This is a genomic window from Herbaspirillum autotrophicum, assembly GCF_001189915.1.
In the GTDB taxonomy this organism is placed as follows: domain Bacteria; phylum Pseudomonadota; class Gammaproteobacteria; order Burkholderiales; family Burkholderiaceae_D; genus Herbaspirillum; species Herbaspirillum autotrophicum.
Genome location: NZ_LFLS01000023.1, coordinates 75706 through 87900, shown reverse-complemented (window position 1 = coordinate 87900; position 12195 = coordinate 75706). Strand labels below are relative to the sequence as shown.

Below are 12195 nucleotides of genomic sequence, written 5' to 3'. Positions count from 1 at the left end.
AAGCACAAGGTGGTCAGCAACAATGAACCGGCGGCAAACCAGCTGCGGGCAATGACCAGCTTGCCGGTACGCTTGTAGAGCCAGTCAGAAATGCGACCGCCGAGCAACACCGTGATGCAGGCGCCGACCCATGGAATCATGCCGATGTACCACAGCGACGACAGGCTGAAATGGAATTCATCGCGCAGATATTTTGGCGTCCATGTCAGCAACATGAAGTTGACGTAAATGAAGGCGAAGTAACCGAGCGAATTGAACATCAGCGTACGGCTGCGGAAAAAACTGGTCCATGGCAAGGCTTCGGCATCAGTCGACGTCGCCTTGGCGGGTGCGCGGCCGGCCTGGATCAGTTCCAGTTCGGCGGCATTGACCTTGGGATGATCTTCCGGACGATTGGTATAGATGCGGGCGAACAAACCGATCAGCACCAGACCCAGCACGCCGAGAATCACATACATGCTGCGCCAGCTGCCGGTCAGCATCAGCAAGCCGACCGCTACCGGGGCCGTCAGCATCGCGCCCAGCGGGGTGCTCAGCAAGCCGATGGATACCGCAAAACCGCGTTCTTGCGGCGCGGCCCAGGCCGACATGGTTTTGTTGATGATGGAGTAAGCCGGACCCTCGGAAAACCCGAAGAACACCCGCACGATGGCAAAGCCGGTCAATGCCGAACCGCCAAACAGTGCCATGCCCAGATCGCCGGCCCACACCATGGCAATCGCAAACAGCGACCAGGCAATCCCGGCCACGATCCAGACCCGGCGCGATCCGACCCGGTCCGCCAGTGCGCCGCCGATGAGTGCGCCGAACATATAGCCGTAACCGAAGTAACCGAGTACGGCTCCCCAGCTGGCGCGGTCGAAGCCATATTGATCAATGATCTGGTCGGCAGAATAAGCAATCGCGCCACGATCAATGTAATTGACCAGCGCGATGATGACGATCAGGAAAAAGATGGTGAAGCGATAACGTGTCGCTTCCATTTGCTTGGGCATATTGTTGTCTCCATGGAAAGTTGACCGCTAACGGCAGAATTAACGGCCGGATTGGGCAAAACGGATTATATATTATATATAATGCACAATTACATCATTCTTTTTGGGAAAATTCCTCATGACGCGTCCTTCCGTTGCCATTGCCTCCCTCGGCGGTACTATCAGCATGACCGCAGCCAGCGCCGGCGCCGGCGTCACTCCTACGCTGGATGCCGCACAACTGGCAGCGGTGGTGCCGGGCCTGACGCAGGTTGCCGAGATCTCGGCCGAATCGTTGTTGCAATTGCCGAGTGCCTCCTTGTCGTTCGACCATTTGCTGGAATGTTTGCGTTGGGCTGAAGCCAAGGTCGACGCCGGCGCGGTCGGCGTGGTGCTGACCCAAGGCACCGATACGCTGGAAGAAACCGCATTCTTTCTCGATCTCTACTGGGACCGTCCGCAGCCGCTGATCCTGACCGGCGCCATGCGCACACCGGCGGCCGTCAGTGCTGACGGACCCGGCAATTTGCTGGCAGCGGTGCAAACCGCTATTGCACCGGGCAGTCGCGGTCGCGGTGTGCTGGTGGTGATGAACGATACGATTCATGCCGCGCGCTGGGTCAGCAAGGCGGATGCCTTGTCGCTGCACGCGTTTGTATCACCCGACGGCGGCGCTGCAGGGCGTCTGGTGGAAGGGCGGCCAGGGTATTTTCACGGGCCGGCGAAACGGCCGGTGATTGGCCGGCCGCAAGTACATACGGTACGCGTAGCCATGGTGGAAGCGCTGTTGAGCGACGATGGTGAACTGGCGGAACTGGCCGTGCAGGCAGGCTACGACGCTGTGGTTGTCGCCGCACAAGGCGCCGGCCATGTGTCGTTTGCCTTTGCCGAGCGCATCAGTCGTATCGGCAACACGGTTCCGGTGGTCATAGCGTCCCGAACCGGCGGCGGCTCCACGGCAGAACACACGTATGGATTCGTCGGTGCCGAAATCGATCTGGCGGCGCGCGGCGCATTACTGGCTGGCTGGTTGTCGCCACGCAAGGCGCGCCTGTTGCTGCGGGCCTTGCTGGCCGCAGGGATGCCGCGTGCGGAGTTGGGGGAACGGCTGAAGAAATGGGGTAAACTACCCGACTTCATTCCAGATGCAGCAGCAGGTCATTGAAAACGCCAACAACCAACCCGTCACCGGAATCAGCCAAGCCTTCGCGTCGTCCGCGCACCGCGTATCAATACGCGGTGCAGACCTTGCGTACCGATATCCTGCAAGGACGTCTGGCTGCGGGTGAACACTTGCGCCAGGACGACCTCGCCAGGCGGCTGGAAGTCAGCACTACGCCGATCCGGGAAGCCTTGCGCACGCTGATTTCCGAAGGACTGGTGTTTTTCGATGCTCATCGCGGTGCGGTGGTGCGTGGATTGACGCTGGGCGATGTCGAGGAAATCTATCGTTTGCGCAAGGTGCTGGAACCGATGATGGTGACCGAAGCCATGGCCAGCATTGGTGACGCCGATCTCGCAGCGGCGGAAAAACTGCATCACGAAATGCTGGCAACCGCAGATGTCGCGCAATGGACCGAAGCCAACCTGGCATTTCACGCCGCATTGTGGGAGTCGCAAGCACAAACGCGGCTGGCGCGGCTGGTAGAGTCGCTGCGCGATTCGTCCGGCCCCTATATCTCACTGTCGTTGTATGTCAGCCCTGACCACATCGAACGCAGCAATACCGAGCATGCGCAATTGCTGGCCTGCTACAAAAACCGTGATGTCGGCCAAGCGATACAGCACACCATCGAACACCTTGACGGCACCTTGCGCATCATCGTGCAATCGATAGGCAAGAGCTGAGCGGCGGAAACCTGCGCTTGCCCGGCGGGTACTGAAAACAGCGATGTTGTCGCTTTGCCATTTTCTCTGATGCCTGCATTTCCCGAAATGTCCAAACAACACAATTTTGCCGCACGGAAAATAAGTGCTTTACACAAATAGAGCGCCTGCGCATACTCGCATTTCGTATTGATATAAAAATTCAAACCTGTTTTTTTCAACCAGAAAAAGAATCAGAACAAAGTGACCGGAGTCCTTCCGGTTGTTTGTGAATAAAAACGCAGCAAGACAAATCAAACCGTTCAGGGGATTTCGATGCGTATCAATATGCCTGTCACCAATCACGAACATCAGTTGCGGGATACTGAATCAATCGTCTCCAAGACCGATCTCAGCGGCAACATCAGTTACGTCAATCCCTATTTTGTAGAAGTCAGCGGCTTCACCGAGCAAGAACTGATCGGTGCGCCGCAGAATATCGTGCGCCATCCGGACATGCCGACCGAGGCATTTGCCGACTTATGGAAGACACTCAAGTCCGGCATGCCGTGGACCGGAATGGTGAAAAACCGCTGCAAGAACGGCGACTACTATTGGGTATTGGCCAATGTCACGCCGATTCGCGATGGCGGTCAGCCCGTCGGTTACATGTCGGTGCGCACCACGCCGAGCCGTCAGCAAGTCGCGGCAGCCGAAGAAATTTACCGTCGCTTCCGCGAGAAAAAAGCCCGCGGGCTGGCGATCAAACAGGGACAGGTGGTCAGCACCGGTGTGCTCGGCAAGCTGGCGGCATTGCGCGATATACCGCTGCAAATACGCATCGCGCTGATGATGGGGGCGGTGATCGTGATGATGCTGGCGATCGGGGCGCTGGCCATCGTCGAGCAGGCCGCAGCAATACCCGGACAACGGCACTGGATTGCGGGCCTGACCGGATTGGCAATCATGGTCGTACTGTATTTCTGGTATGCCTTGCGGGCCTCAATCGTGCAGCCGCTCAAGCTGGCGACGGAAGTGTCGCGTGCCATTGCCGGCGGCGACCTGTCGACCAAATTTGATTCCAGCCGGGGCGGCGACATGGGACAACTGCTGCGCGCCTTGCAGCAGATGAGCGTCAATCTGGTCGCCATCATCGGCGATGTGCGGGCCAATGTCGATTCGATCCAGACCGCCACCCGCGATATCGCCAGTGGCAATATGGATCTGTCCGGCCGTACTGAAGCGCAAGCTTCCAGTTTGCAGCAAACGGCATCGAGCATGGGCCAACTGGCCTCGACCGTGAAGCAGAATGCCGACAATGCAACGCAAGCCAATGAATTTGCTACGTCTGCTTCGACGGTCGCGGTGGCCGGCGGCGATGTGGTCACGCAGGTGACAACGACGATGGGCGAGATCAGCGACTCGGCCAGACGCATTGTCGATATCATCAGTCTGATCGACGGCATCGCGTTTCAGACCAACATCCTGGCGCTCAATGCGGCAGTTGAAGCAGCCCGCGCCGGCGAGCAAGGACGCGGTTTCGCGGTGGTCGCCAGCGAAGTGCGCAGTCTGGCGCAGCGTTCGGCATCTGCCGCCAAGGAAATCAAGACGCTGATCGATACCTCGGTCAACAAGGTGGATACCGGTGTGAAGCTGGTGAACGAAGCGGGCACCACGATGGGAGAAATCGTGACGTCGGTCAAGCGCGTGACCACCATCATGAGTGATATTTCGGCGGCATCGCATGAGCAACGCACCGGTATTGATCAGGTCAATCAGGCGGTTTCCAAGATGGATGAAGTAACGCAGCAAAATGCTGCGCTGGTAGAGCAAGCCGCTGCGGCGGCAGCCAGTCTGAAAGAGCAGGCGCTGAAATTGTCGCAGGCGGTAAGTATTTTCAAACTGACGGCAAGCACCCGGCCAGCGAGCGCGTCGCAGCCGGCGTCTGGCAACAGCGGGAATCCGGGCCGCAAGAAATGAGGGAATAGTTGCCGGTGTCAGTGCCGGGAGGGGCGATACGAAAAGCTGCGGTATTTGGTGCGCAGCATTTCTGTATCCGGGGAGGGACTTGAATAATCCCGCCGTGGTCCGTCGATTCCCTCTACAATTCTCGTCATGACTACCATTCTCGATATTGAACGCGCCGCTGAGCGCCTGCACGGACAACTGCTGGACACGCCATGCGTCGAGTCGCGCACGCTGTCCGAAATTGTCGGTGCGCAGATCTTTCTGAAATTTGAAAATCTTCAATTTACGGCATCGTTCAAGGAACGTGGTGCCTGCAACAAGCTGGTGGACCTGGCTGCTGCCGGCACGCGCGGCGTGATCGCCATGTCGGCCGGCAATCATGCTCAGGGCGTGGCATACCATGCGCAGCGGCTGGGTTTGCGCGCGGTCATCGTCATGCCGCGCTTTACCCCCGGGGTGAAGATCGAACGGACCCGCGGCTTTGGTGCGGAAGTGATCCTGTTTGGCGATACATTGGACGCGGCGCGTGCGCATGCACTGGAACTGGCAGAGCGCGACCATCTGACCTTTGTTCATCCCTACGATGATGAAGCCATCATTGCCGGGCAGGGCACGGTGGCACTGGAAATGCTGGCGGCAGTGCCGGATCTGGATATGCTGGTGGTGGCCGTCGGCGGTGGCGGATTGATTGCCGGCATGGCGGTTGCCGCGCGTGCCCGCAAGCCCGATATCGAAATCATCGGCGTGCAGACCACGCGCTTTCCGGCCATGGTCAATGCGGTGCAGGGCACCACGCATCCGCAAGGCACCAGCACCATCGCCGAAGGGATTGCCGTCGGCACGCCGGGCGTGCTGACGCGCGACATCATTGCGCGGGAAGTCAGCGATCTGCTGCTGGTCGATGAAGGCGATATCGAGCAGGCAGTGCTGATGTTGCTGGAAATCGAAAAGACGCTGGTCGAAGGTGCCGGTGCTGCCGGACTGGCGGCATTGCTGCGGCATCCGGAACGTTTCCGTGGCAAACGCATTGGACTGGTCCTGTCAGGCGGCAATATCGATCCGCTGTTGCTGGCAGCGATCATCGAACGCGGCATGGTACGGGCAGGGCGACTGGCGCGCTTGCGCGTGAGTTCACGCGATGTGCCGGGCATGCTGGCCAAGATCACGGCGACGGTGGCGGAAGCCGGTGCCAATATCGATGAAGTGCATCACCAGCGCGCGTTCACCATGCTGGCGGCACAGAATGTCGAGATCGAACTGGTCTTGCAGACCCGTGGCCGGCCACATCTGGCGGCGGTACTCGAGGCGTTGCGGCAAGCCGGTTTTGATGCCGAGGAACAGCACTGAAGCAGGAACCGGTGGCGGTCTACCAGCGATAGCGCGCAGTCGCCAGCACTGAGCGACTGTCGCCATAGCGGCATTGTGAGCGGTTTTCACAGCCGGCCACATAGGTACGATCAAACACGTTGCTGCCCGTCAGAGAAAATTGCCAGTGCTGCAAGTCATAGCGCAACGCTGCATCAAGCAAGGCATACGCGGGGATGCGCAAACCATTATCCGCATCGCCCGCAGCCTGACCGACATAGCGGATGCCGGTACCCAGCGTCAGGCCGGACAGTTTTCCGCTGCGCCACCGGTAGTCGGCCCACAGTGTTCCCATCTGTCGTGGCCGCGGCACGTCGACCGGCCATTTGCCGACCAACTGCGGTTCATCCGAACGCAGATTGTTGATATTCTGCCGCGTATAGCTGGCGCGTAAATCCAGGTTGTTGCCGAACCTGGCGCTGGCTTCCAGTTCCAGCCCGCGCATGCGTACCTCGCCCGGTTGTACATCTTGCTTCTTGTCCCTCACATTGGTCACCAGATCTCTTTGCCTGATTTCATACAGCGAGGCACTGAATTGCAGCTTGCTGTTGTCCGGCGTGTATTTGATGCCGGTTTCAATCTGTTTGCCCAAAGTCGGCGTAAGGACATGTTGCGGTACGCTGTTGAACATCGGCGAAAACGACGTGGCGTAACTCATGTAAATGGCCAATCCGCTGACGGCAATATAGGCCAGTCCGGCGCGCACGGAATAGGCGAAATCCTTCTGCTTGAGCTGGTAGGTTTCGGCATCCCTGAATGGCCGGCTGTCGGCTTTGCTATAGGTCCAGTCGCGGCGCATGCCGAAGGTACCGCGCCAGTGTTTGCCGAACCCGATCTGATCCTGCAGATAAAGGGCGAGCTGGGTTCTGGCCTGGCGAAAATCTTCGGTATTGCGGGAAAGGAAATGTCGCATATCGGTCGGCGGATAGCTCGGCTGGTAAAGATCGAATCGACCCGGGGTAACCGCGTAGCGTTTCTGATACTGATAATTGAAACGGGAAAATTCAACACCCGCGAGCATCAGATGGGATAACCCGGCCGTATTGAAACGGGCCTGCAATTGTGTGTCTGTGCCGCTGATCCGATAGGCGAAACGGTGAATGCTCATCTCGCGTTGTATTGTTCCGGGATATTGCGGATCGGGATACTGCCCGGTTGTTGCATAGGTGGCCCGTTCATCAACGATCATGTGACTGTTGCGGATATCCTGGCGCATGCTCCAGGTATCGTTGAACTTGTGGGTCATTTGATAGTTCAAGGCGTATTGCCGTTTATCGTAATCATCGAAATCGGGTGCGCCGGTGAAGAGCGAGCGGGGAATTTTTCCGTTCGGGTTGGGCAACAAGGTACCCGATGCAGGAAAGTAGCGTTCTCTGGAATTGCCATGGTCATGCAGATATTCGGCGCGGAGATTGATACGGGTATTGGTATTTGGTATCCAACTAAGCGCCGGCGCAAACAGCAGGCGGCGATCCCGGTGCGGCCCGGTTGACAGTCTGGCTTCCTGCGACAACGCCACCATCCGGTATAACCAATTCTTTTCTTCATCCAGCGGTCCGCTGAAATCGGCGGCCAGCTGGCGATGGGCCCGGGTGCCAAGTTGCAGTTGCAATTCGCGTTGCAGTGTGGCGGTCGGCAGTTTGGATATCATGTACACCGTACCGCCGGGATCGCCGGCACCGTACAACACCGAGGCTGGCCCGCGCATCACTTCGATGCGCTCCAGTTGATACGGCGCCACGCGCCAGTCGACCGGGAGCTGCATGCCGTCAAGCCGCGCCGATGGCATCGCGCCGCGTATTGCGGTCAGCCGAAAGTCGGTGTTGGCATTGCTGCCGTAGGAAGAAATGCCCGCGCTGTAACGCAGTGCTTCATTGATGCTTTGCGCACCCTGCGCGTCGTACTGTTGGTGCGGGATCACGCTCAGCGATTGCGGCAAATCAAGCAAGCGGGTATCGGTCTTGGTGCCGCTGTTGCTGCGCTGATTGTCAGGGACCGGCAGATGATCGTGGTCGACCGGTGGCGATTTCGGTTCACGCTCGGCGCGAATGGTGACGATTGGCAGCGAATGCGATTCCACCATCTGGACGGTGAAGGTATTGGCGGTCTGTTCTTTTGCCGTCAGGCCGCTTCCCGACAGCAAGCGAGCAAGTGCTTCCTTGACGGTGAACACACCGCGCAATCGGCGACTGTGCAACCGGGAAGCGATGTCGCTGGCAAACAGAATCTGGATTCCTGACTGTCTGGCCAGCGCATTGAGGGCCTGATCGAGCGGTTTCGGTGCAATGTCCCAGGCGATTTTCGTGGCATGCGCGTAGTTCGTCGCCGCCAGTAACATGGTGGCTCCCAACAGTGCCAGTTTCGGCGGCCGGGTACGGAACGCGGATGCCGTGAGATGACGCGGTGCATGTTTCATGCTGTTCTCCTTGAAATAGGTGTTCATGGAGAAAGCCGACATGGCATCGCGTTTACCCAACCCGGCTGCAATTTTTGCGGCGCCGGGTGGCGGCGTTATTTCAATTCAGCGGGCGGCGACATGAATGGTGCCGCTGGTGTCGCGGCGCAGGGTTACCGGCAAGATCGTCGGCAACAAATCCAGTACTGCTTCGGCATGCGTGGCGTCAAACATGCCGGACACCAGCAACTCGCCGAGCGCCGGATCGTCGAGACTGATGGTATGGCGGCTGTAGCGTTGCACTTCCTGTAATGCATCGCGCAAAGGCACCCGATCAAAAACCAGTTTGCCGTTTTGCCAGGAACTCGTTCTGGCCGCATCGACCAGCCGGACCGGCGTAAACGCACCGGCATGCGCGACAACTTGCTGGCCCGGTCCGAGTTCGGTGTTGCCGCCCGCTCCCGAGACTTTTACCCGGCCTCGCAGCACCGTGACATGCACCGCATCGGCATGACGCCATACTTCAAACCGGGTACCGAGCACATGCACTTTGGTATGCGCGGCTCTGACCTGGAATGGACGCCAGCGTTCGCTGGTGACATCAAACAAGACCTGGCCGCGCTGCAGATCGACATCGCGTGAGCGCAGATGCCAGCTGATGCGCATTGCGGTGTCGGTATTGAGGCTGACCTGACTGCCGTCGGCGAGCCGGAATTGCTGTTGTTCGCCGATGGCCGTGGCGAATTGCTCACTGCGATAGGCCGGGTCGAGCCAGACCAATCCGGCGGCCAGAAGGCACAACGCCAGTCCGGCGATTGCCGGGCGGCGTGATTTCTTTTGCGGTGGTAACGGGAAACGTTCCTGCAATGCATGCCGATACAGCGCGATAGTGTGTTCCTCGGCGGCGAACTGATCGTCGCCCGCGATGCGGTCAGGATTCATGTGGCGACCCTCGTTGCAGCCGTTGCCGGCAAGCCGTCATGGCGACGCGCAAATGTTTTTCCACCATCTGCCGCGAGATATTGAGCCGGGCCGCAACTTCGGCTTGCGGCAACTGGTGAATCTTGTGCATGACGAAAACTTCGCGACAACGGGGAGGCAGATTTTCAATCAATGAAATCAGCTGGTCAAGTTCCTGGCTGGATTGCAGCGACTGTTCCGGCGTTGGCATCGGCGAAGCGTGGTCTGGCAGATCGGCGACATACTCGATACGCAATTGCTGCCGTGCCTCATGCCGATAGCGGTCAATGGCAAGGTGGGTCGAGACCCGGCGCAGAAAAGCGAACGGTGTTCGCACGGTGATTTTCGGAGGACGTTCCAGCAATTGCACACAGACATCCTGCATCACGTCACGGGCAAAGTTCTTGTCTCCGAAACGGCGGTACAGGCGCTCCGTCAGCTCGTCATAATGACGAAGCAGTGCCTGAATCAACATCGGTAAGGAAGAGTTGCGCGGCAAAATTATGCGAAGGCAATGTGCATGGAGCCGCGAAGTATAAATAGAATAAATTCTTTCTCAATAGTAATTTTTCGATAGTTTGGCGTTATCTTTTTTCCGCCTGCATTGCGCCGATCACCGCCGGCGCGGACCTCCGATGGTGTGTTACCGATATCGGCAAAAACACGGGTGTTGTTTCGTCAGCAGCGAGTGCCATTGAAATTTTTCTATTATTTTCGGGAAAATAGGGGGGCGTGCTTCGGCTTTTCGATGAGCAAATCCCGATTCCGCTTTTGATCGCGCGCATGTCAATTCGCGAGAGGCCTTTGTCCGCCGCAGTCGGGGCGATGCCGGAGATTGTTCGGGGCGTTATTTTGCGAGGCTGAAGTCAAATTACTCGTAGGTAAAACGCGTATTGCAATGCGGCAATATTTCGCGATATAACATGAGCCTCCGGCTTCATTCGAACGTCGCTCCAACCCATCGGGGCCAGTGCAGTGCGGCCGACCTGTGCAGCGCCGATGCGCAGCATGCAGCCTCAGCCGGACCAGCATGATCTTGCACCCTGCGTGTCGATGTCGCTCTCTGAGCCAAGCCAAAAGAGGACCAGCAACATGAACATATTTGCAAGAGACAATCTGTCGAGGCCGGTGCTGCTGGCTTGCATCGTGTTTCTCGCGACGGGCTACGCGTTGTATCTCGGCGCGTTGTGGTTCTCGCCCCCGCGCTGGGGACGAGACCTGGTGGCCTGGTGCATGCCGGTGGTCAAGGCGCTGGACTCTGCCGAACGCGTCGGTATCATCAGTGGCCGCGATCCGTTTCCGGCGCAAGTGGTCATTCTGTATTGTGCTCTTGGCTCGATATTGTTGATTGCCTGGTGCCTGTTCTGGTTCGGCTATAGTCGTCAGGCCCGGGAAGTTTCCTTGATGCCTTATCTGGATCAGGACAGGAATGGTGCTTCATTCAGGATCGAATGGTTGTTTTGCGGTATTGCCGGCGGCATGTTGTTTACGTTCTGTCTCTATGTTTTCTTCTGGTTTTCCGCGCCCCGCGTTACCTGGCACGATCATACTTTCCATGCGCCTACGCTGAGCGCCGCCAGCCTGTTGCTGATCGGCGCCACGTTCCTGTCCGTGGCTACCGCAATTTCCCCGCTCGGCATATATATTTCGTTATCACGTCCCTCGGTCCCCAAAGAACCCTGTTGAAAAATCGCGTGGCACCATGCCGTTGACCGGCGCGATGGCCGTCTTGACTTTGACCGCATCTCGACTAGATTGAAAGCTTGGGCGCGGAAGGCACGCTGCTTGATTTGCTCCAGGAGGAGTGTGGAAATGAATATTGCAGCATCGACATCCGGACATCGATCCTGGATTCCGCCTGTCAGCATTGAGCGACGCAATCGCACGCTTACCGTTCTGACATTGATCGAACTGGATCCGCGCGAGGTCGTCGACGGTATCCCTGTCGAGGCCGGTTTTCTGACCGCAGACATCCTGTCTGCCGGCCCCATGCGAGAAACCTGCCCGCACTGTTCCGGTGTTGCACTGGAATTGATTTTGCGCCGGCGTCAGGTAAAACGCTCACATCTGCTTTGTCCGCACTGCACCCGTTGTTACGACGCACTATACGAAAACGGCATGACGGCACTGGTTCTGGGCTGATCTGCCGCAACCGGTGCATAACCGGATAGCGGCAGGATTCCTCTGTATGGCTGCCATCTGAAGGACATGCGGCACATATCGCCGCAGCATGGCCTCGCAGCAACCTCACCGATTCAACTCAGGCCGGCGGCTGTACCGACAATACGCGCAGCGACAGACTGCGCACGCCCGGCACTTGCCACGCGATGGTTTGGCCCGGCGATAATCCCAGCAAGGCGCTGCCAACCGGCGCCAATACCGATACGGCATCGGGGCTGCCGGCTTCCTGTGGATAGACCAGCGTCAGACTGAATTCCTGCTTGCTCACATCATCGATGAAACGCACGGTCGAATGCATTGCCACGACGTCTGCCGGCATGTCGGCGACATCCACTACATTGGCGCGGTCCAGTTCGCTTTGCAAAGCGGCAATGCCCGGCAATTTGCGATAGGCCGGCATGTCCAGCAGTGCTTCGATTTTTTGAAAATCCGCAACCGAGACGGTGATTGGCGGCGGAATGGCGGTTTGTTGCGATGCTTGTTGTGACATGGAAGCTCCTGTTGGCTGTAGTAAAGCCCGGCAGGCGGCAATAAAAAACCCGCCTG

11 protein-coding genes are annotated in these 12195 nt (G+C 58.2%); 6 read left to right on the top strand and 5 right to left on the bottom strand.

Annotation, left to right across the window (positions count from 1 at the left end):
- A partial coding sequence (locus tag AKL27_RS17785; RefSeq protein ID WP_050464191.1) for an MFS transporter occupies positions 1 to 995 on the bottom strand: 995 nt, incomplete at its 3' end.
- A gap of 118 nt (positions 996 to 1113) precedes the next feature.
- Here AKL27_RS17785 and AKL27_RS17780 point away from each other — a divergent pair.
- From AKL27_RS17780 to AKL27_RS17765, 4 genes are all read left to right on the top strand, one after another.
- Complete coding sequence (locus tag AKL27_RS17780; RefSeq protein ID WP_083439129.1) at positions 1114 to 2139, top strand: asparaginase; 1026 nt, start codon at positions 1114 to 1116, stop codon at positions 2137 to 2139.
- On the top strand, positions 2136 to 2822 hold the full coding sequence (locus AKL27_RS17775; RefSeq protein WP_050464190.1) for a GntR family transcriptional regulator: 687 nt from the start codon (positions 2136 to 2138) through the stop codon (positions 2820 to 2822). The genes AKL27_RS17780 and AKL27_RS17775 overlap by 4 nt, the downstream gene beginning before the upstream one ends.
- Before the next feature lie 294 nt (positions 2823 to 3116).
- Positions 3117 to 4760, top strand: coding sequence for a methyl-accepting chemotaxis protein (locus AKL27_RS17770; protein WP_050464189.1), 1644 nt, complete (start codon positions 3117 to 3119; stop codon positions 4758 to 4760).
- A 135-nt stretch (positions 4761 to 4895) separates the two neighbouring features.
- Positions 4896 to 6095, top strand: coding sequence for a threonine ammonia-lyase (locus AKL27_RS17765; protein ID WP_050464188.1), 1200 nt, complete (start codon positions 4896 to 4898; stop codon positions 6093 to 6095).
- 19 nt (positions 6096 to 6114) lie between these two features.
- Here AKL27_RS17765 and AKL27_RS17760 read toward each other — a convergent pair whose 3' ends face one another.
- The 3 genes from AKL27_RS17760 to AKL27_RS17750 form a co-directional block, all read right to left on the bottom strand.
- Positions 6115 to 8529, bottom strand: a complete 2415-nt coding sequence (locus tag AKL27_RS17760) for a TonB-dependent siderophore receptor (RefSeq protein ID WP_198156005.1) — start codon at positions 8527 to 8529, stop codon at positions 6115 to 6117.
- 105 nt (positions 8530 to 8634) lie between these two features.
- Positions 8635 to 9450 (bottom strand): FecR family protein, encoded by an 816-nt coding sequence (locus tag AKL27_RS17755; protein ID WP_050464186.1) that lies wholly within the window; start codon positions 9448 to 9450, stop codon positions 8635 to 8637.
- Positions 9440 to 9943, bottom strand: a complete 504-nt coding sequence (locus AKL27_RS17750; protein WP_050464185.1) for an RNA polymerase sigma factor — start codon at positions 9941 to 9943, stop codon at positions 9440 to 9442. Before AKL27_RS17750 ends, AKL27_RS17755 begins: the two co-directional genes overlap by 11 nt.
- A gap of 617 nt (positions 9944 to 10560) precedes the next feature.
- Between AKL27_RS17750 and AKL27_RS17745 the strand changes: the two genes are divergently transcribed.
- Together AKL27_RS17745 and AKL27_RS17740 are read left to right on the top strand one after the other, a co-directional pair.
- On the top strand, positions 10561 to 11154 hold the full coding sequence (locus AKL27_RS17745; protein ID WP_050464184.1) for a hypothetical protein: 594 nt from the start codon (positions 10561 to 10563) through the stop codon (positions 11152 to 11154).
- A gap of 126 nt (positions 11155 to 11280) precedes the next feature.
- Positions 11281 to 11610: a hypothetical protein gene (locus AKL27_RS17740; protein ID WP_050464183.1), complete on the top strand. Its 330-nt coding sequence runs from the start codon at positions 11281 to 11283 to the stop codon at positions 11608 to 11610.
- A gap of 118 nt (positions 11611 to 11728) precedes the next feature.
- Here the strand turns inward: AKL27_RS17740 and rnk are convergent, their stop codons facing one another.
- Positions 11729 to 12139: a nucleoside diphosphate kinase regulator gene (gene rnk, locus AKL27_RS17735; RefSeq protein WP_050464182.1), complete on the bottom strand. Its 411-nt coding sequence runs from the start codon at positions 12137 to 12139 to the stop codon at positions 11729 to 11731.
- Positions 12140 to 12195: the final 56 nt, after the last annotated feature.

Coding starts and splice junctions, on each gene's coding strand:
- AKL27_RS17750 (WP_050464185.1), bottom strand. CDS start 9,943: ATGTTGATTCAGGCACTGCTTCGTCATTATGACGAGCTGACGGAGCGC.
- AKL27_RS17755 (WP_050464186.1), bottom strand. CDS start 9,450: ATGAATCCTGACCGCATCGCGGGCGACGATCAGTTCGCCGCCGAGGAA.
- AKL27_RS17745 (WP_050464184.1), top strand. CDS start 10,561: ATGAACATATTTGCAAGAGACAATCTGTCGAGGCCGGTGCTGCTGGCT.
- AKL27_RS17760 (WP_198156005.1), bottom strand. CDS start 8,529: ATGAAACATGCACCGCGTCATCTCACGGCATCCGCGTTCCGTACCCGG.
- AKL27_RS17765 (WP_050464188.1), top strand. CDS start 4,896: ATGACTACCATTCTCGATATTGAACGCGCCGCTGAGCGCCTGCACGGA.
- AKL27_RS17780 (WP_083439129.1), top strand. CDS start 1,114: ATGACGCGTCCTTCCGTTGCCATTGCCTCCCTCGGCGGTACTATCAGC.
- rnk (WP_050464182.1), bottom strand. CDS start 12,139: ATGTCACAACAAGCATCGCAACAAACCGCCATTCCGCCGCCAATCACC.
- AKL27_RS17740 (WP_050464183.1), top strand. CDS start 11,281: ATGAATATTGCAGCATCGACATCCGGACATCGATCCTGGATTCCGCCT.
- AKL27_RS17770 (WP_050464189.1), top strand. CDS start 3,117: ATGCGTATCAATATGCCTGTCACCAATCACGAACATCAGTTGCGGGAT.